The 24,720-nt window shown below is 56.8% G+C and carries 21 protein-coding genes and 2 tRNA genes; 10 read left to right on the top strand and 13 right to left on the bottom strand.

Annotated features, from left to right (window positions below; genetic code table 11):
• Window positions 1-154: 154 nt before the first annotated feature.
• A complete protein-coding gene (locus tag P4G45_RS11635) occupies window positions 155-1,000 on the bottom strand; it encodes an anti-sigma factor (protein ID WP_348266643.1) in 846 nt (281 codons plus the stop codon).
• The gene (locus tag P4G45_RS11630; RefSeq protein WP_348266642.1) at window positions 997-1,545 is read right to left on the bottom strand and encodes a sigma-70 family RNA polymerase sigma factor; all 549 of its coding nucleotides are present in this window, start codon (window positions 1,543-1,545) and stop codon (window positions 997-999) included. The genes P4G45_RS11635 and P4G45_RS11630 overlap by 4 nt, the downstream gene beginning before the upstream one ends.
• Window positions 1,546-1,740: 195 nt before the next feature.
• Between P4G45_RS11630 and P4G45_RS11625 the strand changes: the two genes are divergently transcribed.
• Entirely contained in the window at window positions 1,741-2,541 is an 801-nt protein-coding gene (locus P4G45_RS11625; RefSeq protein ID WP_348266641.1) for a TlyA family RNA methyltransferase, read from the top strand.
• Between the two features lie 32 nt (window positions 2,542-2,573).
• Window positions 2,574-3,431, top strand: coding sequence for an NAD(+)/NADH kinase (locus tag P4G45_RS11620; RefSeq protein ID WP_348266640.1), 858 nt, complete (start codon window positions 2,574-2,576; stop codon window positions 3,429-3,431).
• A gap of 58 nt (window positions 3,432-3,489) precedes the next feature.
• Here P4G45_RS11620 and P4G45_RS11615 read toward each other — a convergent pair whose 3' ends face one another.
• The 5 genes from P4G45_RS11615 to P4G45_RS11595 all read right to left on the bottom strand — a co-directional run bounded on the left by P4G45_RS11615 (window position 3,490) and on the right by P4G45_RS11595 (window position 8,323).
• A complete protein-coding gene (locus P4G45_RS11615; RefSeq protein ID WP_348266639.1) occupies window positions 3,490-4,230 on the bottom strand; it encodes an ABC transporter ATP-binding protein in 741 nt (246 codons plus the stop codon).
• Between the two features lie 42 nt (window positions 4,231-4,272).
• Entirely contained in the window at window positions 4,273-5,400 is a 1,128-nt protein-coding gene (locus P4G45_RS11610) for an ABC transporter permease (RefSeq protein WP_348266638.1), read from the bottom strand.
• Window positions 5,397-6,656: an ABC transporter permease gene (locus P4G45_RS11605; RefSeq protein WP_348266637.1), complete on the bottom strand. Its 1,260-nt coding sequence runs from the start codon at window positions 6,654-6,656 to the stop codon at window positions 5,397-5,399. The genes P4G45_RS11610 and P4G45_RS11605 overlap by 4 nt, the downstream gene beginning before the upstream one ends.
• A gap of 13 nt (window positions 6,657-6,669) precedes the next feature.
• Complete coding sequence (locus P4G45_RS11600; protein WP_348266636.1) at window positions 6,670-7,947, bottom strand: Fe-S-containing protein; 1,278 nt, start codon at window positions 7,945-7,947, stop codon at window positions 6,670-6,672.
• Window positions 7,948-8,246: 299 nt separating this feature from the next.
• Window positions 8,247-8,323, bottom strand: a tRNA-Arg gene (locus P4G45_RS11595).
• 541 nt (window positions 8,324-8,864) lie between these two features.
• Here P4G45_RS11595 and P4G45_RS11590 point away from each other — a divergent pair.
• A complete protein-coding gene (locus tag P4G45_RS11590; RefSeq protein WP_373694106.1) occupies window positions 8,865-12,263 on the top strand; it encodes a carboxypeptidase regulatory-like domain-containing protein in 3,399 nt (1,132 codons plus the stop codon).
• 87 nt (window positions 12,264-12,350) lie between these two features.
• Window positions 12,351-14,636 (top strand): hypothetical protein, encoded by a 2,286-nt coding sequence (locus tag P4G45_RS11585; protein WP_348266634.1) that lies wholly within the window; start codon window positions 12,351-12,353, stop codon window positions 14,634-14,636.
• A 33-nt stretch (window positions 14,637-14,669) separates the two neighbouring features.
• On the opposite strand, the gene P4G45_RS11580 is transcribed toward P4G45_RS11585, so the two are convergent.
• From P4G45_RS11580 to P4G45_RS11565, 4 genes are all read right to left on the bottom strand, one after another.
• A complete protein-coding gene (locus tag P4G45_RS11580; protein WP_348266633.1) occupies window positions 14,670-16,250 on the bottom strand; it encodes a tetratricopeptide repeat protein in 1,581 nt (526 codons plus the stop codon).
• A gap of 198 nt (window positions 16,251-16,448) precedes the next feature.
• The gene (locus P4G45_RS11575) at window positions 16,449-18,404 is read right to left on the bottom strand and encodes a tetratricopeptide repeat protein (protein WP_348266632.1); all 1,956 of its coding nucleotides are present in this window, start codon (window positions 18,402-18,404) and stop codon (window positions 16,449-16,451) included.
• A gap of 435 nt (window positions 18,405-18,839) precedes the next feature.
• Window positions 18,840-18,916: transfer RNA gene (locus tag P4G45_RS11570), tRNA-Arg, on the bottom strand.
• 9 nt (window positions 18,917-18,925) lie between these two features.
• The gene (locus P4G45_RS11565) at window positions 18,926-19,192 is read right to left on the bottom strand and encodes a hypothetical protein (protein WP_348266631.1); all 267 of its coding nucleotides are present in this window, start codon (window positions 19,190-19,192) and stop codon (window positions 18,926-18,928) included.
• 43 nt (window positions 19,193-19,235) lie between these two features.
• On the opposite strand from P4G45_RS11565, the gene P4G45_RS11560 reads away from it, so the two are divergent.
• Window positions 19,236-19,832: an HAD family phosphatase gene (locus tag P4G45_RS11560; protein ID WP_348266630.1), complete on the top strand. Its 597-nt coding sequence runs from the start codon at window positions 19,236-19,238 to the stop codon at window positions 19,830-19,832.
• A 23-nt stretch (window positions 19,833-19,855) separates the two neighbouring features.
• On the opposite strand, the gene P4G45_RS11555 is transcribed toward P4G45_RS11560, so the two are convergent.
• Complete coding sequence (locus P4G45_RS11555; protein ID WP_348266629.1) at window positions 19,856-20,338, bottom strand: TlpA disulfide reductase family protein; 483 nt, start codon at window positions 20,336-20,338, stop codon at window positions 19,856-19,858.
• Window positions 20,339-20,404: 66 nt separating this feature from the next.
• On the opposite strand from P4G45_RS11555, the gene P4G45_RS11550 reads away from it, so the two are divergent.
• From P4G45_RS11550 to truB, 5 genes are all read left to right on the top strand, one after another.
• Window positions 20,405-21,454, top strand: coding sequence for a glycosyltransferase family 2 protein (locus P4G45_RS11550; protein ID WP_348266628.1), 1,050 nt, complete (start codon window positions 20,405-20,407; stop codon window positions 21,452-21,454).
• Between the two features lie 85 nt (window positions 21,455-21,539).
• Complete coding sequence (locus tag P4G45_RS11545) at window positions 21,540-21,950, top strand: 6-carboxytetrahydropterin synthase (RefSeq protein ID WP_348266627.1); 411 nt, start codon at window positions 21,540-21,542, stop codon at window positions 21,948-21,950.
• A complete protein-coding gene (locus tag P4G45_RS11540) occupies window positions 21,947-22,369 on the top strand; it encodes a 6-carboxytetrahydropterin synthase (RefSeq protein ID WP_348266626.1) in 423 nt (140 codons plus the stop codon). Before P4G45_RS11545 ends, P4G45_RS11540 begins: the two co-directional genes overlap by 4 nt.
• Before the next feature lie 14 nt (window positions 22,370-22,383).
• Entirely contained in the window at window positions 22,384-22,992 is a 609-nt protein-coding gene (gene folE, locus P4G45_RS11535; RefSeq protein WP_348266625.1) for a GTP cyclohydrolase I FolE, read from the top strand.
• 20 nt (window positions 22,993-23,012) lie between these two features.
• Window positions 23,013-23,888, top strand: a complete 876-nt coding sequence (truB, locus tag P4G45_RS11530) for a tRNA pseudouridine(55) synthase TruB (protein WP_348266624.1) — start codon at window positions 23,013-23,015, stop codon at window positions 23,886-23,888.
• Window positions 23,889-23,943: 55 nt separating this feature from the next.
• Here the strand turns inward: truB and P4G45_RS11525 are convergent, their stop codons facing one another.
• Window positions 23,944-24,666: an arylesterase gene (locus P4G45_RS11525; RefSeq protein ID WP_348266623.1), complete on the bottom strand. Its 723-nt coding sequence runs from the start codon at window positions 24,664-24,666 to the stop codon at window positions 23,944-23,946.
• Window positions 24,667-24,720: the final 54 nt, after the last annotated feature.

Here is a 24,720-nt window from a genome sequence, read left to right as displayed (position 1 = left end):
AACTATTTAATCAGTCAACTATTTAGAGCCGAACTAAAGCGCTATAGCCCCAGTTGCGATCCTTCGCCGTAGGCGGAGGATCGCTTTTGACTTCGGGGCACCAGTCATGATTCCGCTCTAACACCCGAAATTTCTTCTCTCGGACTGAACGACATTATGTGCCGACCATAATGATCGGCAGGGTCGGGGTCTGGGAGCCACCCTCGTTTTCGATAGTGACGCCGAACGCCTTTGCCTGCACTCCCTTGGGTAGGGGAGGCATGATGACGCTGGCATAGCCGCGCTCATCGGGGTGGAAGGTGCCCGCAGGAATGGGACTGCTGCCATTGGCGGGAATCAACCAGAGCTCGTAGACCTTGGCAGGCTGAAGCTGTTCCATATTATTGGCTTGGAAGATCAGGGTGCCCTTGTCCGCCACGTAGGTAGCCCTGGCCTGGGGAACCGGCGCGGCCTGCGCCTTGGTGAGCGTGACGCGCATGGCGTTTCGGTCCGTGAGAGTCTCCATGACCTGGTGTGCCGTGGCAGCATCCACGGTGAGTTGCGCGATCTGGTCCTTCTGCTCGGCGATGGAACCCTGCAGGGCTGTCCGCTGAAGATAAAAATTGCCGGTGGTTACCGCAAGGCCGGCGGCCAGCGCCCAGCCCAGCCACGGAAAGACACTGCCGGCGAAGCTGCGCTGCGGAAGATCGTCGTCGCTTAGGGATCTGCGGCCGCTAAAACTGGGGCCAGGAAGCACGGGCTCCTGTGCGATATCGATGGGAATGATCTTTTTTTCGTGTGCCACTTGCTTAAGCAATCGCTCTTTTGCCTCGGCGGGGGGTGTCTGCATATCCACCGTCATGGCGTAGATGGCGAGGTCCCCTTGCACCTCGGCCAGTTCGCGGCGGCACTCGGGGCACTGTTCGATATGAGCCGCGGCAAGCGCAGTCTCTTCTCGCGAGAGAAGCTGCATGGCAAAGAGCACCAGATCGTCGCGTTCGATATGTCCGGTGGTGTTCATGCCGTGAATGCCTTTCTCAACGTCGAGAGCGCGCTGCGTATCCTGGTCTTTACCGTGCCAAGCGGGTCGCCGGTCATTTCGGCGATCTCCGAGTGGGTGAGGCCATCAAAAAATGCCATTTCAAGGGTCTTGCGCTGCTCCATAGGAAGCTGTTGGATGACAACGCGTGCCTTCTCCATCATATTGTTTTGTTCGGCCTCGTTGGCCAGATTGTAGTTAGACGCGAGCGCCATATCGTCGACGGATTCCGTGGGCCGTTTCCTGCGCAGCGCGTCGATCGACCGGTTGCGTGCGACCACCGCGAGCCAGCCGCCGAGACTTCCGCGGGTTGCGACAAAACCATCGGGATTGCGCCAGATCTGCATGAATACTTCCTGTAAAACGTCTTCCGCTGCAGCGGGATCGCGAAGCACCCGCAACGCCACGGAGTACACCACCTTCGAGTAGCGGTCGAACAAGGACGCCATCGCATACTCGTCGCCTCGCTGCACTAACGCAAGAAGTCCTGCATCGTCCTGCGTAGATAGCGGTGGCGTGTTAACCATGCCCGTCTCTCTATACATAAAACGCACCTGGGCCCGTAACAGATTGTCGGAGTGTTGAATATATGCGGTTTGACAGACGGCCTACCGCTTGCGGTGTGATTGGCATCATTACAAATGCAACTTTACTTGAAAATCTATTGCAATAGTTGCTCATTCTTACTCCTGCTCAACATGTACCTTATAAATAGATGCAGGATGATGGACGCTCCCGTTAACACGCGCGCTGAAAAAATTCGTCTGGACAAATTGCTTGTCGACCTGGGACACGCCGCCTCGCGGGAGCGGGCGCAAGCGTTGATTCTCGCAGGCCGCGTGCTGGTCGATGAACAGCGCGTGGATAAGCCGGGAACGGCAGTGCGGGGAGATGTCGCGATCCGGTTGCTGGGCTCGGATTTGAAGTACGTCAGCCGCGGTGGACTGAAGCTGGAGCAGGCGCTCGCCCACTGGAAGATTGTGCTGGCAGGTAAAGCTTGTGTCGATATTGGAGCTTCGACGGGCGGCTTTACCGACTGCATGTTGCAGAGCGGCGCAGCCAGCGTGCTCGCAGTAGATACAGGTTACGGCCAGATCGCGCAGAAGCTGCGTGATGACCGGCGGGTGACTCTGCGGGAACGTACCAATGCCCGGCTGTTGGCGCCATGCGAGTTGTTGGGAAGCGATGTCGTGCCGGTTTTCTTTGCGATGGATGTGTCCTTTATCTCAGTCACGCTGGTTCTCCCGGCAGTCCTTGGCGCGCTTTCTACGGTGTCGCAGCCGTGGGAGGGAGAGGGAGTGATCCTGGTGAAGCCCCAGTTTGAGGCAGGAAGGGCGCATGTGGGTAAGGGCGGAATCGTTCGCGATGCGTCAGCCCGCGAGCAGGCGGTGGAGCGCGTTCGCAAATGTGTGCTTGAACAGGGAGGCAGCGGGATCGAGGTGATTGACTCGCCGATTCTTGGGATGGAAGGGAACCACGAGTATCTGCTTCATGCTTCTTTCAGGCGGCAGGAAAACTCGTAGGAGTAGGGACAGAGTGCCATTACACTAGCCACATGCCTCTTGTTGCCATCATCTCCAAGCCTCAGAAGCCGGAGCTCGCCGGTATACTCCGTGAGCTTGTGAGTTGGCTCGAAATCCATGATTATCAGTGCGTTCTGGATCCCGACAGTGCGGCGTATCTGGCTGTGCCGGGCGGGATTGAACGGCCGGATATGCCCGCGCACAAGCCTAATCTGGTGATCGTGCTGGGCGGCGACGGAACTTTGCTGGCGGCGGCGCGGGCGTTTGCACGGACGATTACGCCCATTCTTTCGGTAAATCTGGGGTCACTGGGCTTTCTCACCGAAATTCCTCTGGGCGACCTTTATATGACGCTTCAGGATTGGTGCGATCATCGCGCCGATGTTGAGGTTCGAAGCATGATGCATGCTGAACTGCGCCGAGATGGCAAGCTGCTGCATCAATGGGATGCTTTGAACGATGTTGTTGTATCTAAAGGAACAATCGCCCGGATGGCCGATTTCATGGTGGAGATCGATGCGCAGCTCGTGGCCAAGTTTCGGGCGGATGGCATTATCGTGGCAACCCCCACTGGGTCAACGGCTTACAACCTCGCAGCCAATGGTCCGATTGTGATGCCGAATGTGAATGCCATGCTGGTAACGCCAATCTGTCCACATCTACTGACGCTGCGGCCCATTGTCGTGCCTGGAGATTCATCTGTCACCATTCACATCGAAGGGGTTCCGAACCAAACCTACTTGACGGTGGACGGGCAGGAGGCGGTAGAGCTCATGTTAGGGGACATGGTTCATTGTTGCCGGTCGCAATATAGCGTGCGACTCCTGCGGCACACTCCAAATGGCGTCTTCAATGTGCTGCGGTCAAAGTTGAAGTGGGGCGAGCGCTAGTTTCTGCCGGGATTTGCAAGATGTTATCCCTCTAAAACTGTCATCCTTCGCCGCACATTCAGCGTTTCAAGGTAACAACCTGGGAGCCGATTGGGTGGCAGAAGACCTTGCCATGGCTCAAGGCGATCTTGCGCTGCGCGAGAGCGGCCATTTCGGGGTCGTGGGTGACCATGACGATGGTGTGGCCGTTGCGGTGAAGATCCTGAAGCAGTTCGGCCACGATGGTCTGGTTGGCGGCGTCGAGGTTGCCGGTAGGTTCGTCGGCCAACAGGATCGGGGGATTATTGATGAGGGCGCGGGCGATGCAGACGCGCTGCTGCTCGCCGCCGGAGAGTTCGCTGGGCAGATGTTCGGCGCGGGCTGCGAGGCCGACGCGGGCAAGTGCGGCGCGAGCTTCTGTCTCGTCCGTCATAGAGTGGAAGTATTGGGCGAGCATTACATTCTCAAGCGCTGAAAGATAAGGGATTAGGTGGAATTGCTGGAAGATGAAGCCGATCTTGTCCGCGCGGAATCGGTCCAGCTCGGTAGCGGACATGGTGGCCACGTCAACGCCGTCGATCCGGAGTTCTCCGGCGGTGGGCCGGTCGAGGCAACCGATCAGGTTGACCAAGGTAGATTTGCCTGAACCGGAGGGGCCAGTAATGGCGACCCACTCGCCGGCAACAATGCTGAATGCGGCATGGTCGAGCGCGCGGACGTTTCCGGCCCGGCCCGCATACTCGCGAGTGACTCCGTTTAGAGAGATGACGGCGCAATCGCGTCGAGTTTCGCTTTCGATAGGGCTTAGGCTTTCAGGCATTGACTCTCTTTTAGTTTAGCTCTGTGGTGGACTGCATACTTATCACTCGCCCTTCAAGAGCGCGGCTGGTTGGAGGCCGCGAAGAACGCGGACGGGAAAGATCGCTGCCAATGCGGCTATGGTTAGATTGAGAAGTAGTACTAGCGGAAGGACGGAGAGTCTGGGGAAGGTGGCCGTGTGGAAGTTGGCCTGGCTGATAACCCAGGCGGCGGCTGAACCTGCGACGTAGCCGAGGACAACTCCAGCCACCGCCAGTACAAGAGCCTCGAGCAGGAACATGCCCATAAGTTGGCTTTGCGAGCCTCCGAGCGCTTTCATGAGGGCGAAGTCGCGGCGGCGTTCGAGGACGCTGGCGGAGAGAGTGGCGAGGACACTGACGGCGACGGTGAGGGCGATGAGCAGCACCGAGCCGTACATGAGGGAGTGAGTGCGATCTACGATGCGGGACTCGCCTTCGACGAGTTGCCGAACTGGTTGGACTTGCAGTGCGGGGAACTGTGAGCGAAGGCGTGTGAGGGCAGCTTCTACGGCGACTGCTCCGCCGGGGATCTGGATCTCGACGACTGTGGGCGAGACGCCTGTCCAATGGGTGAAGGCAGGCAGCGGGATATAGATGCGGCTGTCTTCGTCGCCTCCGGTCTTCAGCCGCCCTGCGCCAATCAGCGCGATGGCCTTACCGGCGTAGGTGAGTTTTACGGCGTGTTCGTCGGCAACGAAATTTGCGGCGCGGTCGCCGAGCAGTGCGGCGTCCGGCGTAGCGGGCCAGTGAGTGAGGTCCCACCAGGAGTCGAGGCGCTGCACGGCGGGGAAGTCGGTTCCAGCGACGACGACGGAGGTTCCGCGGTCGGTGGTGGCTACGGCGTAGGCGAAGGGAGCGACGAGAGCGTCGGGACCTGCAGCTTGCTGAATTTGAGCCAGGGCGTTGGGTGGTAGCGGGGAAGAGGCAGAGGCAGTGACGACTACGTTGGCTCCGAAGTTGCGAAACTCGTTGTGGAGTTTGGCGTTGAGGTCGGCGTAGAGAGTGAGCAAGGCGGTGGCGACGGCGGCGGAGACGGTGAGTGCTACCAGCGCAGAGAGGCTGCGGGCTCGGCGATGGGTAAGCGAGCGGCGCAACATGCCGACGAAGCTGAGTTGCGGCTTGCGCGTATTCCGATTTGCCCGATTGCTCATGCGTCCGCCCGGAGGATGGTGGAGGGATCCATTTTGAGGGAGGTGCGGATGGAGGGCGTGCTTCCGGCGATGGCTACAGAGAGGGCGAGAGCTACGACGACAGGGAAAAGGACGGGATTGAGGATAGGCCCAATGGAGGCTGCGCCGTCGCCTGCGAAGATGCGGGCGCCCAGCCATGCGGCGAGGCCGGAGCCGAAGAGATAGCCGATAGTTCCAGCAAGGACGGCTAGAAGGCCAGTCTCGGAGTAGAAGAGGAACGCAATGGCGCCTTTGCTGGCTCCGAGCGAGCGCATGAGGCCGATTTCGGCGCGGCGTTCGAGGATGGCGGTGGCCATGGCGGCGGAGACGGCGAATCCGGCGGCGAGCAGGGCGGCAGCACTGATAAGCCACATGAGTCCGCTGATGCGCTCGAGAACATTGCCTTCATTCTGCTCGACGCGGCGGACTTGTTCAGCCTGTGCGCCGGGGATGGCTTCGCGGATCTGGTAGGCGATGGAGTTGGCGTAGGGGCGGCAGTACCAGATCTCGTGCTGCTGCGGCGAGAGCGTGTCGGGATCTTTGCGAGCGAAGGCGTCTTCGGGCTTGGTGCGGGCGGACACATCGACGCGGGAGACAGCGTCGGGAAGGTTGGCCAACTTCTGCGCGGTTTCGAGAGGAAGGAGAAGCCGCTTGTCGGTGGCGTCTCCGGTGGACACGAGGCCGGTGATGCGGAGAGGCGTGTTGCCAGCCTGAACGGTGTCTCCGATGTGCAGACCGGTGGCGAGTCCGGCGACGGCTTCGTTTGCCGCCGCGGGCCATGCTCCGGTGAGCTTCCACCATGGGTGAAGTGGCGGTGCGCCGGTGATCATGCTGCTGCCGCCGTTGGAGAGGTTGTGATTGAACCAGAGGCCGGTGGCCGGAAGCTGTTGGCCGTTGGCAAGGGTGAGCGTGATGGGGAGTTCGGGGGAGACCCCGGTGATGTTGTTGGCCCAGAATATGGCTTTGAGCTTGGGTAGATCGCTGGCTTTGAGGTAGGCGCCGCCGGTGGCTGGCTTGATGTCTACGCCGCCGATCTTTACGTCGAGCAGGTCGGCCCTGGGGGTAACGACGATGTTGGCTCCGTAGACTGCCAGCTCTTTATGGATACGGTCGCCGATGGTGGTGGCGAGGGCGAGCATGGCGGTGACGGCGGTTGTTCCGAGCAGGATGGCGATTCCGGCGAGTGCCTTGCGGCGGCGCTGGCGGCGGAAGCTTTCCCATAGGAGGCGGAAGAACATTAGAGTAGCGACCTCATCGCTCGAAGACCGGCGCGAGGGCGCGGAGGTCTGCTGCCTCGATGACGACTTCACCCCCGCCGATGGTGGAGTGGAGCGGGATAGGATTGCAGCCTCCGGGCTGGCCCATGGATTGAGGCACCAGCGGGGAGGCGCACATCTTGCAGGTGATTCCTTGGCTGCTGATGTAGAAACCCACCGGGCCGCAGATGTGGCAGGCGTCCGCCACGGAGACAATGTTGCCATCGGGCTTTTTGTAGAGGAGGAAGCGGACTTCGGCGGTGCCGCCTTTGCCGTCGTCGACGTGGACGCCGTAGCGGTGAAGCTGGTCGTCGGTGATCTGCGAGGTGGGGACGATGGCCTGGCTGCCGACGAGGGTGACGTCGGTGGTCGGCGAGAGCGCAGTGGTGCTCTTGGCGTAGATGAACTCGGCGGTGGAGAGGAAGATGAAGACGAAGCTGGTGACGACGACGGCGCTCATCCACATCTTTTCGCGGCGCTGGGTCCACTCGGCGCGGCGCTTGTCGGCGGGTGTGGCGGTCGAGGGAATCTCGACTGGGGTGCGGCGCTTGTATTCGAGCAGCATCATGAGGCCCGCGAGGGCGAGCATGGTGACGAAGAAGAAGAGGTCATTGCGGACGATGGGGCCGATAAGCCGCATCTCGGTGTTGCTGGAGGGAAGAACGCCATTTTCGCTGAGCTCGTGCAGACCGCTGACGACTAGCTGGAAGGTCACGAAGTAGAGGATAACGGTGGTGACGCGGAAGAAGCGCTGGAGATTGATCTTGACGCTGCCGCGGATGAAGAGCACACCGAAGACTACGGCTACGGCGATGCCAAGAAGGGTTCCGGTGAAGCTGAGAAGTTCGGTGGAGTTGAGGGTGACGGCGGAGAGAATGAGGACGGTCTCGACGCCCTCGCGCAGGACGAGCAGGAAGACGAAGAGAAAGAGGCCGATGCGGGAGACGCCGTCTTCGCCGCCGGTGAATTTGGCCACCTTGGATTCGATCTCGCCCTTCATGGAGTGGGCTGTCTTGTGCATGAACCAGATCATGCTGACGACGAAGACAGCGGCGGCGAGCATGACCCAGCCTTCAATGATGTCGGAGTTGAAGTTCAGGTGGGCGACGACAATAGCTACGCCGATGCTGGCGGCGATGGCAGCTCCGAGGGCCCAAAAGACGATGCGCTTGAGCTCGTTGCGGCCGATCTTCGAAAGGTAGGCGAAGACAATTCCGACGATCAGTGCTGCTTCGACCCCCTCGCGGAGGGTGATGATAAATGCCTGCAACATAAGGTCTTTCTCTTCCCTGGAGGCTTTCCGCGAGCGCGTGAAGGCTGATCCTCGATGCTGTTCTGGACTGGCTGGCGTTCCTGCTTCTAGTCTAATGCGGACTAAATTGGTCGTCAATCGTGTGAGGATTCTGGAGCTGGTTACCGCACCGGCGGATGGCCGCCTTATACGCCGTGGCCGGATGGAAGTCCGGCTGAATAGGGAGCATCGACTATAAGGATGGAAAGGCTGCGCTGACAGATCTGCCGCAGCGTTTCTTGCCGGGATTCGAAGTAAAGATGGGAGAAGGGAAGGGGAAATGGTGCGCCCGGAAGGAGTCGAACCTCCGACCTACTGGTTCGTAGCCAGTTGCTCTATCCAGCTGAGCTACGGGCGCACATTGCGTTTGGATGCAACTCTCTAAAGATAACGGAATTTGGTAGTTAGGGCAACCATGTTTGAACGCTGGGGATTTGGTGTGCCAAAACTCGACCACTTGGAAGCATTTTGCCGATGTAATTGCGAAACGCTGCCCCTTTATACAGAGAGTGCGTTTTGCATCGCCGCCGGAAGATGGGGCGCTGGTTCGTTGCAGGCAAGCACCTGCCCCCAATCGCTGACTACCTCTCTTCCTTCCACCTTCAGAGATGCGGTCCAGCCTGAGGATGCTCCATGAACGAGGTTTCGTATCTACAGTCATAGTGTTCGCAAAAAGACAAATAGTTTCTTTACGAGAAGAAAAGAGCGGCGTACAATTCGCGCTGCATCGCCGTAGAGTTTCTCGGGTTGCGTAAAAGAGCTTCTTCTTCGAATAAGTGTTAGCGGCGATAGCACAAGAAGGGAAGACACCGATGAAATGCTTAGGGATCTTGTTATCTTGCATTCTTTTGGGAGCGCCTCTATTCGGTCAAACTACGAATGGGAGTATACGGGGAACCGTGACTGACCCCAGCGGTGCGCTGCTGGTACGAGCTAATGTGACCGCGCGAAATCTGGATACCGGACTTGTAGTCACCACCTCAACCACTGGCGCCGGGCTTTATTCGATCCCTAATCTGCCTCCCGGACGATATTCCGTTACCGTTGCCGCCCCAGATTTAAAGAAGTATGTGCGAGAAGGTGTGACGGTGCAAACGGGCAGCACGGTGCCGCTCGATATCCAAATGCAACTTGGTGCGGTCACCGAGAATGTGGTTGTGAACGCCAACGCCAGCCAACTGGAAACCGTCACGTCGGATATCGGGGCGACCGTCGAGAAAACTCTGATAGAGAACCTGCCGCTCGAGGTCTCGGGGACGATCCGCAACCCGGTTCAATTCATCACGCTGATACCAGGATTTGTGGGGAGCGTAGGCAACAACCCCGGAGACAATTCAACGGATGATTTTAAAGTGAACGGGGGGCAGGAAAACAGCACGGATGTGCTGGTCGATGGAGTTTCAATCTCGCTCGTTTCTCCCAATACGCAATGGAATAAAGGCGTTTCTACAGAAGCGGTGCAGGAGTTCAAAGTCCTGCAGAGCAACTTTTCTCCTGAGTACGGCGAATCGGGCGATGGGATTGTAAGTCTCACCCTTAAGTCCGGAACGAACGATTTCCATGGCTCGGTTTATGATTTTCTCCGCAACCGGGCACTCGACGCGAACAGTTGGACCAACGACACTGCCGGTTTACACAAGTCTGTCAATACTCAGAACGACTTTGGAGCTACCATCGGCGGTCCTGTGCGTCTCCCCCATATTTACAATGGCCGGGACAAAACCTTCTTCTTCTTTGACTATGAAGGATTCCGATTCCGCACCGGCGGAACATCCCTTCTAAGTGTTCCCAATGAAGCTTTTCGCAAGGGCGATTTATCTGCCCTGCTGCCTGCTGTGCAGCTTTACGATCCCACAACACATGCGGCCATCCCTGGCGACATTCTGACTAACGATCCCAACTTCAAGCCGAGCGCCGTGATGTCGAAGGTCTTCGCGTTGCTGCCACCGACTAACGGCAGCCTCACAAATAACGTCGTCAACACCAGCATTTCAACCACGACAGCCGATCTCTACGATGTCAAAATCGATCAGGTGATCTCCTCGAAACAGCGTATCTCCGGTGGGCTTGATTGGGACGACACCGATACTGGAGGTGTCTCGAATTTGGGGCCCATCTTTGGATCTCATACGCCTCAGGTCACGCGCTATGCACGTGTCAGCGACGACTACATCTTCAGCGACTCTGTAGTGAACCATCTTCTTTTTGGATTCAGTCGACGCTTCCGGACGGAAGCGTCGAATACTCTCGGGCAGGATTATCCAGCGAAGATCGGACTTACGGGAGTTTCGCCGGTCACTTTTCCATGCATCAAATTTGTCGGAACTCCATACGAGAGCCTGCTGAACAACTGTGGAGACTCGCAATTTGCCGACAACGTCTACCAGGTGAACGAATCGGTCACCTGGGCCAAGGGTAAACACGTCTTCAAATTTGGCGGTGAGAATCGAAACCTGCAGTTCAATGTCCGTCGCCTCACGCAAGCCTCCGGCGAATTCGACTTTATGTCGGCCGAGACCAGCGCGCCCAATGGAACGGGAGGCAATCCGGTGGCCAGCGCTCTCTTTGGCCTCTCCAATACCTCGATTCTGAACTACGGCGCATACAGCGGCATTCGATACAAGAACTTTTCATTTTATGGACAGGACTCATACAAGCTCACGCCCAAATTAGTTGTTAATTATGGCCTCCGCTATGACGTTGACATCCCGGCTTCAGAAGCCTTTGACCGCTTTTCAGCGGTTGATCCAACGCTTCCGAATCCTGGTGCAGGAAACATACTAGGAGCATATACATACTTCGGAAGCGGTACAGGCCGCAATGGAAGAAAGCGTCCGCAGGATATCTACACTAAAGCAATCGGTCCCCGCTTAGGCTTTGCTTACAGCATTAATGACAAGACGGTGCTGCGTGGAGGATATGGGATCTTTTACGAGCCGTTGAAAGAGGGATCGTATGCGGACCAGGACAGCCTGGGTTTTTTCAACCGCCAAACGATCACTCCAACCAATGGCGGTCCCACCCAGATCGACAATGGCGTGACGCGTGTCTTTCCTAATTCCGGGCCCTTTACGCCTGACGGGCAGAATGGCAGCAACGGCGTCATCATGGTTCCCGCAAATACCGGGCGCCCATCCGACGTGCAATCGTGGAATCTCGACGTTCAACGGCAGATCACGGCAAATCTTCTTGTCAGCGTGGCTTACGTCGGCACCAAGGGGACTCATCTGGTTGCACTGAACGTTATTCCAAACCAGGTAAATCCCTCGTACCTCGCGCTGGGCAGTGACTTAACGATGAATGTCACCTGCCTCTCGAATGGCACTTGTCCTCGCGCCATCGCGGCTGGTATCAAGTTGCCCTATCCGACTTTCACCGGGCTCATCAATCAAGCTATTCGACCGTTTCCTCAATACGGCGACTTTAATCAGGAAGATAATTCCTTCAGCCCAGACCGCACAGGTAACTCCACCTATCACGCAATGCAACTGGGGCTGGACAAGCGGATCGCGCAGGGGTTGAGTTTCCTGGTGTCTTACACGGTTTCGAAGAATATTACGGATGCCGATTCGTCGGGGCCAGGCGTCTCCGGTTTCACTGGCACCAACGAGTTCATAGGCCAGAATTCATATGATCGGAAGGCGGAGAAAGCAGTGAGCGAACTTGATACGCCGCAGAGTTTGGTCGCGAGCCTCTTCTATGAACTGCCTGTCGGGCATGGGAAGACCTATATGAATAAGGGTGGACCGGTAAACACTGTTGTGGGTGGCTGGTTCTTTTCTACGGTTGCCAGCTATCATTCGGGAACCCCTACCGAGGTATATGGCCCTTGCGGCGGAACAGCCGGTGACGTTTTGTTTGCAGGGTGCCACTTCACCGGAGCTGCAAGGGTCAATGTCATCCCGGGTGTTCAGGAAACGAACAAGAGCAGCTTTCACCCGTTCTCGACCTCGTTCTGGAATGCGGCAGCTTTCTCGGTTCCGGCACCTCTTACCTTCGGTAATGAACCGCGCTCTTTGGCAAGTGCCCGCTTCTACGCCCCCAAGAATGAGGATTTCACACTCGGTAAAAAGACTCTTCTCTTTGAGGACAAGCTCACAGTCGACTTTCGAGCAGAGTTTTTCGATATCTTTAATCGGCATATTTACCTGCCCAGTGTCGGAGGTCCCAACCTGGCTACCCCATTCGTTCCTGTAGGTGGTCCAGGATGTCCCGGGCCATTCGCCTGCGGTTTTGGCGCGGTCACGAATGCCAGTGGACCGCGAACGATTCAGTTTGGTCTGAATATCTCCTACTGACGTCACACCGAGGGCGTGTTTGTTGTTACGATCCGTACTCGCGACTGCATCACGGCCCAATGACTTGTCCTCAGCGAGAGTTCCACGATGACTTTTCTTAATCGCCGGTTCTTTGTCAAAACGCTGATGGCAACGGCGGCAAGTGCCTCGCCGGCGTATGCGAAGTTTGGCAGGGCAGCCGCTTTCGCACGAGTTGGCACGGAAGGTCCCGTTACCTCCACTGTTCTGGAAAACGGAGATCAGCAGCTTCGAATAACAACAACCGATGCTTCCCCCACGTTTCAAAACTTTCTGCGCGTAGGGAACGAGTGGAAGCCGGCCACACTGGCAAGCAGCCTGGTGACGGGTGCGTCATTTCTGTTCAAGACCTCACATGCCAAACATCAGGGTTTTAAAGTGATGCTGGAAGGGACGGGTGCTGCCGAAGGGCTCAACGGCAAGCAAGTGGAATATGGCTGGAATACGGAAATCCATGCTTTGGGCGCTGGAGGCGGCGAGCCCTGGTTTCGATTTCGAACCGCCCTCCACCTGCCCGCGCCGATAAAATTGCAAGAACAAAGCGGCATAGAGCCGCAGATCATCATCTGGTTGAGTTCAACGTCCACTCTCATGGAAGGACAGTCAGGAAGTTGGAGACGCGTGCTGCTGGAGCAGCCGACACGAAACTCTCTCGGCACCTACGGCAACGATCTTCCCGCACTCTATCTGCTGGATCAAAATCTGGGCATCGAGACGATGATGTATTTCGATGTTGACGATATGAGCTGGATGTCGACGGAAAATCTGCCACGGTTCCTGGTCTATCGCTGTTCGAGTATTTCGCACATCGAGCGCGATGGAACACAACGGCTCGGTGTTGGATTAATCGCCACGCAGGCAACCGGCAACATGCTTCCTGCGGGCGAGGTACGGTTCACTTATTTCTTGCTGCAGCGGGCTGTCACCGACCTGTTGACGGAGCAGGAGGCGGTGACACGATGGACGCAGGCCCTGCTTCCACTCTTTGAGGAAAGACTCGCATGGCCTCCCTGCGCGACCAGTTGGAAGGATTTCGCAGCAGGTACGGTTTCCGATCTGCAGGGAAGCTCGTCACAGGTTGCCGTCGATGGGCACACTGGACTGCGTGCCTACGTCCCAGCAAGCTCGCAGATATGGAAACAAACCGCTGATAACTTTGAGTTGATGAGTGTGGCTGACGTCCTGTGGCCATCGCTGCTCTATTTGAGGCTTCATCCGTCGCCCGGTTTTGCCGCTGAATGTAATCAGCTTGTCGCTAGCCTTCCGGGTTTCTACCATGCGGACACGCATAGCCTGAGCAATGATTTTGTGCGGCCACCGCATGAACGGGCGGACTCCTGGTATCCATTCGAGAACGGGCTTGTGAAGTATCCCATGATTGGAACTCTGGTCGGGTCAAAGGAAATTACAGATCATTTTCTGGACGTCTTCAACACCGCGCACACTATGGCCGATAAGTATGACTATCTTTTCCCGATCTACTACCAGGTTTCCACTCTTCGCGCCGAAGGCGCGGGAACAAACTATGCCATTGGGGGGCTTTATGCGTGGGCAGCGATTTTGGCCAGCAGGCTAACCGGCGATGACAAGTACCGCGACGACGCCCGGCGGGCCATCCAGGTTCTATATACCGTTCCTTCAGATCGCCTTTTTCATGAGCCTCAGGAACTCGCCTACGGCGCGCTTGCGGCTGCGGAGTTGGGAATGCACGATGAGGCGATGTATCTGCTTTCTGAAGAACTCCGCATGTTTTATTGGTATTCCGACCCAAGCCAAAAAAAACACGAAGTTCGCGGCATGGTTCAGGCTGCGGCATCGATCTTATATCCCGCATTCAAAGAGAATGTAGAAGCGATTCTGCCGTGGACGGGAATAATGAAGCGTGGAATTATTCCGGAGGGCCTGCTGCGCTTCATGGATCAACAACGGCGCAACAATTTCTATTTCTTTGAGAACTGCTCGGGCAATCAACAGCGCAATGTCGCGCCATTCATTCCGTTTGAAAACCTGGGTACTCTGGAACTAAACGGGCAGACAGGCACCGTGGGCAAGGAAATATACGGTGCCGGTGAATCGCTGTGGATGTATCTAATGTTTGAAGCTCTCGGGCACGTCAGCGAGCGCGAGTTAATGCTTGTTAACCTGGATCTTCTCGACATCAATGATGCGAAAACATTTCCGCCGCGCCAGCTAAATTTCATTTTGTACAACCCTGGTGCTGAGGTGCGAACCGCAACGATCAGTATTCCGCCGGCGGGAGGTAGCAACGTTCGTCTAAGTGAAAATGGAAAGCCTATCTCTGAGACCCTGCAGGTTCCTGGAGGAGCAATCCGTAAGTTGGTAGCTGAATATTAGCTGCACCTTATACCCTGCATCGAGCGGTCTGGTTTACGGAATGTTCTTTACCTGAGGATTTTGCCACGGCGGCAACAAGAAGTCGCCTACCAGATCTCCGTTGGCAACTGGCGCTGCCGCGGGTGCTTCTGCGTACTTTGCGCTGCTTTTTTTTTCCCCGGCCCTCCGGTATGCCTGACTGAGAAGTCGCAGCGCCTGCACGTTGCCGGGACTGAGACGAAGCGCTTCTTCGAGTTGAACGATGGCATCACTTACGCGGCCTTGCACAAGCTCGGTCTTTCCCAGTCCCAGGTGAGCTTCTGCGCTGTCCGGATTCTGCTGCACAGCTTCCTGAAAGGCAGAAATGGCTTCCAATAACTTGCCGGTGCGATCGAGCGCCAGGCCTTGGAAATAACTGATGAGAAAGCTCGGGCCTAATTTTTTCCGTGCGTCGGCCAGTTCGGTAACGGCCTCCTCTGCATGGCCGGTGCGGAGCAGGACCTGGGCCAGTCCTATATAGCTGGTCGGCAAAGGATCGCCGGCAGCGACGAGGGTGCGAAAAACTTCGCCCGCCTCGTCATAGTGGCCTGCCGCCAGGTTGGCTGCTCCGAGGCGTAGGTTCAAGGAGTAGGACTTGGGGTTGAAAGTAAGTCCCTCATGAGTGGCTGAGATCGCATTAGCGTATTGGCTCAGTTCCATCAGTTCGCGCGTCAAATTGAGCCAATGCTCCTCCTGCGTCGGAGCCAGTATGGCTGCATGGCGGAGAGCGTTCACTGCCAGTTCGGCATTGCCGAGGCGAGCATAGGCTATGCCGATAAGAGACCACGCCTGCGCAGCGCGGCTTGGCGCAGAGGCTTGGTGGACGGCGTCAGTGCAGGGCTGAGCCTGGTCGATGGCTTGCTGGTAGCGTCCAGCCAGAAGGTAAGCCAAAGCTAAATCGAAATTAACCCCTGAAGCACGGTCATGCGGCGTGGTGTTACTCAATTGCTCCAGAAGATGAATGGCTGTGTCATTTTCGTGAACGGCGAGAAGAAGAGAAGCGATGCGTAGGTCCTGCACAGCACTGAGCGGTTGGATTGCGAGACGATTAATTATTTTTCGAGCCTCTTCTTGTTGCCCAATAGCAAGATATCCGGTTGCAGCTGCGATCAGAAAGTCAGGGTCGTCAGGTAATGACATTCCAGATTGATGGAACTCCGCGAAGGCATCCACATAGAGTTGGGCATCGAGTTGTACTCTGCCGAGATAGTAATGGGCAAACGAATCATCGGGCGACAGTTCCACTGCGTGCTTCAATTCTTCACGCGCACGATCTAACTGCTGCTCGGTCCAGTAGAGAAATCCCAGGTTTCTGTAAGCAGCTTCCATCTGGGGATCGATTCGTATTGCCTCGCGATACTCATCGGCAGCCTCGATGTTTCGGCCTAAGCGGGCAAGTACGATTCCGCGGAAGTTGCGCGCCAGGGCGTTGTCCGGTCGTTCACGTTCAGCGGTGGCGAACTCATCGAGCGCCGTCTGGAGACGATTTTCTTTGAGTGCAATCAGGCCTTTTTGAAATGCGTCCTCCTGTACAGCCAGGTAGGAAGCGGGTAGATGTACGGGGGGATTAGCCAGAAGACCTTCAGCGGGTCGCAAAGAAAACAGGACACCAAAAGACGAGCACAAAACAAGAGCAAAGAATCGGCATGTAAGTCTGGGATGCCGGCGTGGGGAATAAAGAACGCTGTTCTGTTTTCGCATCTTCATTCGCCGCTGTCTCCCGGGTAGTTTTGCATATATTTGCTTGCGCTGAGCTGGCTTGTTGCTACCGCTTGCCAGGTTGGAATATCGAGATTACTTTTCAATCTCAGTTAAGCGGGGGGTTTGCTTCTCAAGCTTAGTGTGGGATTCCCGATTGAGATTCGCCGAGATTGCAAACTCATGCGCTGCCTTCTCCTTCTCGCCCAAAGCCTGGTACACTCTGCCCAATTTGAAATGGACTGAACCATCGTGATCGCCAGGCAACGCAATGTTAAATTCGGCTTCTGCCTTGCTGTTGTTACCCAGATCGGCGTAAGCAGTGCCCAAGTCACGATGAATATCCGAGGTGTCTCCACCCGCTGTAAATGCGCGGTTCAGATAAGTGAGAGCTTTCTCCGGTTGGCGCTCCAGGAGATAGGTATCGCCCAGGTCGTGAAGCGCCTCAACGTGGCGTGGATTAATCGCTAACTCAGCCTCAAGTTCTACGCGCGCTCCACTGACATCAAGATTCTTCCAAAGGAGATGCCCCAAACTGTAATGTAAGCCCGGCGCGGAGGGCTTCAACGCAAGGGAAGCGCGATATTCCTCAATGGCCTTTTTGTCGTCGCCCCTCGTAGCCGCAAGATCACCCATCAGTTGATGCAAGCGATAGGAGTTTGGGTCCGCCTGGTAGAGTTTGAGATAAGCTGCGGTGGCCAGCTTTTCATAGCAGCGGGCGCGCCAATAAGCGACTTCGGAGAGATGCCGCCCACCTGCCGGCAAGCCATCCAGCATCTTCATCGACGTCTCGTAATCTCCGAGCTCAAATAAAGCGGCCGCCATTTGAATGCGAAAATCTTCAGAGGACGTCGCGGTCAAGACGCGCGAGCCGCAAGGCGCGAGGCTGGATAATCGTCCGGAGTTGAGAGCACGGCGTGCTTCGCTTTCGGAGCAGGTAGCGAGGGGTGGGTTCGTATGGGCTGGATCCCCCGTCGCTGGAAGAACCTGGCCGCGTTGTGCCGCAAGATATGCGAGCGCAAATTGGGCAGCGGCGCTATTTCGGTTTTGCAACTCGGGCACAAGCTGCTCGATTTTTTGGAGAGACTCGGCAGGAAGCTGCTCGAAGGCAGAATCACCCGATTCCGCGTCACCTATTCCAAGGACTCGCGCGGCATAGAGCGGATCTATCTCGATCGCTTGCGACCAATCCTGAAGAGAGCCGTCAAGGTCGCCTTCAAGCAGCTTTGCTTCTCCGCGACGAACGATTGCGCGCACACTGTGAGGATTGATCTGCAATTCTTCGTTAAATTCCCGGCCTGCCCGCTCCAGCTTTCCGGCTCGCAAGAGCACTTCGCCGAGTTCGACGTGAAGCCCCGGCTGGTTAGGTGAAGCAGCTAAGGCATTTTGAAAATGAATGACTGCGGAGGGCCACTCGCTACTCGTCGCATAGCCCTCAGCCAGCAACTGCTCGGCACGGAAGGAGCCGGGGTCCGCTGCCTGCATCCGTTCGACCTCTGCTTTTCCTAACTGTTCGTAAGTGTGGCCCAGGAGGTAGAGTAGATCAACGTTTTGCGGCTGAAGCTTCAGTGCATGCTTGACCGTTACGAGTTCAGCCTTTACATCACCAGACATTTCGTGCGCTGCTGCCAGCCATGACCAGGACTCTGGCCGAGTTGGGTCTTGGTTGACGGCGGCAGTGAGGTAGGGGATTGCTCTGGTACCCTCGCCCATCTTGCAGTAGTCAACCCCCAGCATCAAATTGGCGGCGGCAAGCCCTGGCTTTATCTTGAGCGCTCGATGAAACTCCGTCATTGCCTCAGGGGTCCGATTCTCGAGTTGGTAGATAAGACCCAGGTTCAGGTGAACCTGGGCAAAATCAGGTACTACGGCAAGCACAGCTTTATATTCCCGCTCGGCTGTGCTGTAGTCCTGACTATGTTGCGCCTCTTGCGCTGCTGCGAGATGTGAGTCGATAACTGAGTTCGTGGTCGGGCGCGATGCGGCATTCTGGCCCGCCAGGCTGCCGGGACTGATGGCCAACGCAAGAATTATCGGGAATAGAGACTGCACACTCACCGCGGACCCCATCCGTTGATGTGGCAACGCTTCATGCTTCTTCCATCCCAAAGCTCCCAATCCAATAGTCAGGTAATCCTTAGTTCCGCAGGTAAAGCCACGGAGCGTTCGCTACTTGAAGGATTCTCACGACGTAGAGCGCGGTCCAGAGCAATGCCCCTTCGATATTACTTGTTGAAACTTTAGCGCGATTCGTCAAGACTGGGTGAAAATTTAGGCTTATAGAGTCTTCGCATCAGCATTACGGGGCTCGTAAGTTGTTGAAAAATTGGAGCGCGCAAATTTTGCTTTATGTCTAAACCCAATTTCAGAAGAGGAACTCACTCAATTGGGAGGAGTTTGTAGGCCACAACTCGCCGAGGAGGTCGAGGTCATCGAGAGGCAGTATTTTCAATCGGTTGGGAATTTTTTTGGGGGGAAAATGAATAATGGTGCGCCCGGAGAGATTCGAACTCCCTACCCTCTGGTTCGAAGCCAGATGCTCTATCCAGATGAGCTACGGGCGCATGGTGCAACTATACCGCTGCTGCAGGCTCGGGCTCGGGAAGCGGAGGCGCGAACATGGGCATGGTTTCTACGATATCGAGGCCGGCGCGGCGGAGAAGCTGGTGGATGACCGGCTCGGTCAGGCGGGTGGCGTCGTACTCTATGCGGACGGTCTTTTCAGCTTCGCGGAGCTCGATGCGGCGAACTCCGTAGACTTCGCGGATTTTGGCGATGGCAAGGGTTGCAGCCTCGGTGGGAGGCGCTCCGTAGCGGTACAGGACGTCAAGCTGGGTCATGCATCGATGATAGCAGCGGCGCGGGGTACGTAGAATCGAATATATGGGGATTTCTCTGGTTGAGGGTACGTTTGCGGGACTGATCTTCGATTGCGACGGGACGCTGGTGGATACGGCCCCTGCGCATTTGGCGGCGCTTCGGGTGGGGCTGGACGCGCATGGGCTGACGATGGCGAAGGAGTGGTACTACCCGCGTGGCGGGCTGACCCCGGATGCGCTGATGGATGACTATGAGGCGCTGCTCGGGACGTCGGTGCCGCGCGAGGACATCTTTGCGCGGTATACAGTGGCGTTTCAGGCAGAGTTAGAGTGTTTGCGGGAGGTCACGGTAATTGCAGAGATCGCTCGCGAGTGGCAGGGGCGGGTGCCGATGGCGGTTGCCTCGAATGGGCGCAGGGAGAATGTCGAGGCTAGCCTGACGGTTACAAAACTGCGGACGCTGTTTGACTTGATTGTTGCGGCAGAGGATGTGGAGCGGGGTAAGCCGGCTCCGGATGTCTTTCTGGAGGCAGCGCGAAGGATGGGAGTTGCGGCTGCCAGTTGCGTGGTGTTTGAGGACTCCGATGAGGGGTTGGAAGGTGCTCGCAGGGCCGGGATGAGGGCCATCGATATCCGTGAATACTTCGCGCCGAAGCGATGACTATGGTCGCATGACCCTGGTGATTAGAGCTTTTTCAGGTAGGACATGATCTCGGGGCTGGTCCAGTCCTGGGCCGAGACGAATTTGCGGCGAATCATGCCATTCTTGTCGATGACATAGCTCTCTGGAATCTGTTTGGTCCCGTAGAGGCGGTTGATGCGGGTAGTGGGGTCGCGAACGGTGAGAAAGTCAATGTTGTGCTGGACGAGGAAGCGACGGTAAACGGCGTCGTCTTCGTCCTGGCTGATGGCGATGATGTCGACATCGGGCATCTGGTGATGGAGCTGGATGAGGCTGGGAAGCTCGATGATGCATGGGGGACACCAGGTGGCCCACAGGTTGAGGATGACAGTATGGCCACGGTACTTGCTGAGGTCGATGGTCTGGACGCCATCGCTTACGGTGAATTCCGGCGCTACTGTGCCGATCTGGTGGGGATGGCTTCCGCGGTCGCACCCGGCGACCAGTAACATTGCGAGGACTACACCGGCCCAGACTTTACGCACATTACGCTCCGCTTCCTATAATACAAAGTCGTGAACCCAAGTGAGCTTTCCCCCGAGTCGAGAACTGTGGTTGATGAGCTTGCGCTGTCGGTGATCGTACCTGCGCGTAACGAAGAGAGCGTGCTGGCCGCGTGCCTGGCATCGCTAGTGAATCAGTCGGAGGTGGGATTTGAGCTGGGGGTGCAGTGGGAGCTGATTGTTGTCAATGATGACTCCGTGGATGGCACGCGGGCGATTGCGGAGGGAGTTGCGGCTGCCCATGATGGCGTGTTGGTGATGGATGCTCCGCTGCTGGATTTGAGCGGGACGGGTGCGCTTTCGGGTAAGTCGAATGCTTGCTGGGCCGGAGCGCGGGTTGCACGGGGGCGGCGGCTGCTGTTTACCGATGCTGATACTGTGCATGAACCCGGGAATCTTTCGCGCGCGCTGTTTGAGATGGAGAAGTATAAGGCGACGCTGCTGTCGTATTCGCCGCGGCAAATTGTGACAGGCTTCTGGCAGCGGGCGGTGATGCCGCTAGTATTTTCGGAGCTGGCCAGTGTCTATCCGATGAAGCAGGTGAATGATCCTGGGCGGAGCGTGGCGGCGGCGAATGGGCAGTTTCTGCTGGTGGAGCGGGATGCGTATTTTCTGGTGGGCGGACATCATGCGCTGGGAGGGACGGTGCTCGAAGATGTGGCGCTGGCGCGCAATATCAAGAGCGGGGAGCGGACGATACGATTTCGCTATGCGCCGGATGCGCTGGCGACGCGGATGTATCGCAGTACGGCGGAGATGGTCGAGGGGTGGACGAAGAATCTTGCGCTGCTGTTTCCGCGTCCGCTCTACCTGGCGGCTTGGCGGGTGCTGGATGTGTTGCTTTTTTTTGGGCTGCCGGGGTTGGCGGTTGGGATGTACTGGCTGCAGCCGTGGCAGCGAGGCGTGATCTGGGTGATTTGGCTGCGGACACTTTGGCGGTTTTATTCGCGGGTAGCGCGGTCGCATTTTCCTGCATCTGATTTGGTGATTTCGATACTTGGGGTTCCGCTGTTTGTTTATCTGCTGGTGCGGAGTGTGGTGGATCATCGGGTGAAGAAGTCGGTTGTCTGGAAGGGACGGCGGTATGGCGGCGTGTAGCAATCGATAGCGTCGGCTTTATCGCGGATATGATTGAGGTTTGTATCCGCGTGGCTGTGCGGGGCGTCTAATAGAAAGAGCAACGATGATATTGCTGACACGTAAAGCCGAGTTTTCTTCCGCACATTTCTATTGGAATGATGCGTGGTCCGCCGAGGAGAATCTGCGGGTCTTTGGGAAGTGCGCGAACCGTAATGGCCACGGGCACAATTACACGCTGGAAGTGACGGTTGCCGGCGAGATCGATCCGGTGTCTGGGTTTGTGGTCGATCTGAAACAATTGAAAGATATTTTGGAGCGTGAGGTGGTCAGCGTGTATGACCATCGGCATTTGAATCTTGAAGTGCCGGAGTTTGCGAAGGCGATTCCAACGACAGAGAACATCGCCATTGCGATTTGGCAGCGGCTGGATGGCAAGATTCCAAACGCAAAGCTGCACAGGGTTCGGGTGTATGAGATGGCCGATCTATTTGCGGATTACTACGGTGAGCGATGAAAGCACATCTTTCACGGCGATATCATTTTCCGGCCTCGCATCGGCTGCATAGCGATGCTTTCGACGCGGAACGGAACAGGGTTGTGTTTGGCAAGTGCAACAATCCGCACGGGCATGGGCATAACTACACCGTGCAGGTGACGGTGAGCGGTGAGGTCGATCCGGCAACGGGGATGGTCTGCAATCTGGCCGACCTGGATGCGTTTGCGCAAACAAATCTGCTGGATCGGTTTGACCATGTGAATCTGAACACGCTGGAGTGCTTTCGCGAATCGGTCTCGACGACGGAGAATCTAAGTATTGAGGTTTATCGCATCTTTTGTGGCTTTACCGCTGCCCATCTGGAGCGGGTGCATGTTGAAGAGACGAACAATAACTCCTTCGACTATGCGGGTAATGTAGATCCCGGTTTTATCTAAAAGGAAGGTTCACTATGGCAGGCACGTCCGCCACAATTGATTCCGTTTTGCTTGAGACTGCTTCAACGCAGGAGCTGTATCGCGAGCTGTTGCGCCGCATGGGGGAAGATCCTGACCGTGACGGATTGTTGCGAACGCCAGAGCGTATGGAGAAGTCGATAGCCTTTTTGACGAAGGGCTATGCGATGGATGTCACCAAGGTTCTGCACGATGCGCTGTTCGATGTGGACTATGACGAGATGGTCATCGTGAAGGACATCGAGTTCTTCTCGCAGTGCGAGCATCATTTGCTGCCGTTTTTTGGCAAGGCGCATATTGCTTATATTCCCAACGGCAAGGTCATTGGGTTGAGCAAGATTCCGCGGCTGGTGGACGTCTTTTCGCGGCGGCTTCAGGTTCAGGAGCGGCTTACGCGGCAAGTAGGAGAGGCCATTCAGGAGGCGATCAATCCGCAGGGGGTTGCGGTGATCCTGGAGGCGCAGCACCTGTGCATGATGATGCGTGGTGTGGAGAAGCAGCACTCGTCTACGGTGACGTCGGCGATGCTGGGCGTGTTTAAGACGCAGCTTCAGACGCGGAATGAGTTTTTGTCGTTGGTGCGGCGGTCTGGAAGCGAGCTTTAGCAAATAGACTAGAAGATGAAATGAACGGTCTTCTGGTATTGGATAAGCCTTCGGGGCTTACATCGCATGACGTTGTGGCTATAGTTCGCCGGGCCACCGGCGAGAAGTCTATCGGACATCTTGGTACGCTTGACCCGATGGCTACTGGGGTTTTGCCTCTGTTGTTGGGCAAGTACACTCGGCTGGCGCAGTTTTTCGGACAGGCGGAGAAGTATTATGAGGGATCGATCCGCTTTGGTTTTGCGACCGACACCTTTGACGCCGAGGGCACTCCGGCTGCTGATCCTAAGGCGCTGACTTGCTCGCTTGCGGAGCTTCGCGAGTTGAGCCGTAGGTTTCATGGCGAGATCGATCAGGTTCCTCCAATTTATTCGGCCAAGAAGATCAATGGCGTTGCGGCGCATAAGCTGGCTCGGGCTGGGGTCGAGGTTGCGGTGAAGCCTGCGCGAATTACGATCCATGACTTCAAGTTGTTGGAGTTGCAGGGGGACGTGGCTGCATTTGAGATGCATGTCTCGGCGGGAGGGTACGTCCGGTCGGTGGCGCATGAGTTGGGTCAGCTTGCGGGTTGCGGAGCGCACCTTGCTTCGCTGCGACGCACCCGGGCCGGGATGTTTTCGCTGAATGAAGCGGTGACGGTGGAGCAATTGAAGCAAGCTGCCGGGCCTGAAGAGATTGAGGCTTTGTTGCCGCATCCGCGGACGCTGCTGCCCGAGATGCCGGCGGTGACGGTGGATGCGCAGATGGCGGGACGGTTGCGCAATGGGATGCAGGTGAACCTGCCGGAGTTTTCGCAGGCTTCGCTGGTGAAGGTGTTTACCAGCCCGACGGATTTGCTGGCGATCACACGGCGCGTGGCGGGGACGCTGATGCAGCCGATTGTCGTGATGGGGTAAGCGAAAGGCTCCCACCGATTTGCACCCAGGATACCGATTTAGGAACAGAGAACTACTAAGGCTGCTTCTTTTTCAAAAGAGGCAAGACAAGGGGTAGGACGTTTTTGGCTATGATCTCGTTTCCGGCTGCGGTGGCGTGGGTCTGGTCGGTTTGCATCATGCCATTGACGCCGTAGACGCCTTGTAACAGAAATGGAAGCATCGGGATGTGGTGCTTCTTTGCCAGTAGAGTGTAGGTCTCGTCGAACTGCTTGATGTAGTCGGGGCCGTAGTCTGGCGGGAGAGTGATTCCGGCGAGTGCTATCTTTGCGCCACTGGCTTTGAGCGTCGTGATGATTTTATCCAAATTGGCGCGTGAGTCCTCGATGGGCAGGCCACGGAGACCGTCGTTGCCCCCCAACTCGACGACGATGACGGTTGGCTTGAGCGCGAGGATGGTGCCGAGACGCTCGACGCCGTCTTTCGTGGTGTTACCGCTGATACCTTCGTTGACGACGCGGTAGTGATAGCCGCGAGCGTCGAGATCGGCCTGCAGGTAGTCGGGATAACTCTGGCCGGGGTCGGCCCCGTAGCCTGCGGTGAGGCTGTCGCCGAAGCAGACCAGCACGGGACGATTGTCCGGTTTTGTTGCTGGCAGCGGTGTAACGGATGCAAGTTGCGGCTGGGCGATGGGGGTTGAGCTGACGGGGGAGGATGACGGCGAGGAAGAGTTTGACTTGCATCCGAACATGCCGATGGTGACACCCGCTACTATAAGTACAGTTTGAATCTGCCGCATACGTACAACGTTATCAGGAGGAGCGAAGCCAGGTGAATGCTACGGAAGCCAGCA

The organism is Edaphobacter paludis (assembly GCF_039993895.1).
In the GTDB taxonomy this organism is placed as follows: Bacteria; Acidobacteriota; Terriglobia; order Terriglobales; family Acidobacteriaceae; genus Edaphobacter; species Edaphobacter paludis.
The sequence above is the reverse complement of the archived record's forward strand: the minus strand, read 5'-3'. Positions and strand labels throughout refer to the sequence as shown.

Coding starts and splice junctions, on each gene's coding strand:
- P4G45_RS11615 (WP_348266639.1), bottom strand. CDS start 4,230: ATGCCTGAAAGCCTAAGCCCTATCGAAAGCGAAACTCGACGCGATTGC.
- P4G45_RS11585 (WP_348266634.1), top strand. CDS start 12,351: ATGACTTTTCTTAATCGCCGGTTCTTTGTCAAAACGCTGATGGCAACG.
- folE (WP_348266625.1), top strand. CDS start 22,384: ATGGCAGGCACGTCCGCCACAATTGATTCCGTTTTGCTTGAGACTGCT.
- P4G45_RS11540 (WP_348266626.1), top strand. CDS start 21,947: ATGAAAGCACATCTTTCACGGCGATATCATTTTCCGGCCTCGCATCGG.
- P4G45_RS11565 (WP_348266631.1), bottom strand. CDS start 19,192: ATGACCCAGCTTGACGTCCTGTACCGCTACGGAGCGCCTCCCACCGAG.
- P4G45_RS11610 (WP_348266638.1), bottom strand. CDS start 5,400: ATGAGCAATCGGGCAAATCGGAATACGCGCAAGCCGCAACTCAGCTTC.
- P4G45_RS11545 (WP_348266627.1), top strand. CDS start 21,540: ATGATATTGCTGACACGTAAAGCCGAGTTTTCTTCCGCACATTTCTAT.
- truB (WP_348266624.1), top strand. CDS start 23,013: ATGAACGGTCTTCTGGTATTGGATAAGCCTTCGGGGCTTACATCGCAT.
- P4G45_RS11625 (WP_348266641.1), top strand. CDS start 1,741: ATGATGGACGCTCCCGTTAACACGCGCGCTGAAAAAATTCGTCTGGAC.
- P4G45_RS11605 (WP_348266637.1), bottom strand. CDS start 6,656: ATGTTCTTCCGCCTCCTATGGGAAAGCTTCCGCCGCCAGCGCCGCCGC.
- P4G45_RS11560 (WP_348266630.1), top strand. CDS start 19,236: ATGGGGATTTCTCTGGTTGAGGGTACGTTTGCGGGACTGATCTTCGAT.
- P4G45_RS11525 (WP_348266623.1), bottom strand. CDS start 24,666: ATGCGGCAGATTCAAACTGTACTTATAGTAGCGGGTGTCACCATCGGC.
- P4G45_RS11620 (WP_348266640.1), top strand. CDS start 2,574: ATGCCTCTTGTTGCCATCATCTCCAAGCCTCAGAAGCCGGAGCTCGCC.
- P4G45_RS11635 (WP_348266643.1), bottom strand. CDS start 1,000: ATGAACACCACCGGACATATCGAACGCGACGATCTGGTGCTCTTTGCC.
- P4G45_RS11600 (WP_348266636.1), bottom strand. CDS start 7,947: ATGTTGCAGGCATTTATCATCACCCTCCGCGAGGGGGTCGAAGCAGCA.
- P4G45_RS11630 (WP_348266642.1), bottom strand. CDS start 1,545: ATGGTTAACACGCCACCGCTATCTACGCAGGACGATGCAGGACTTCTT.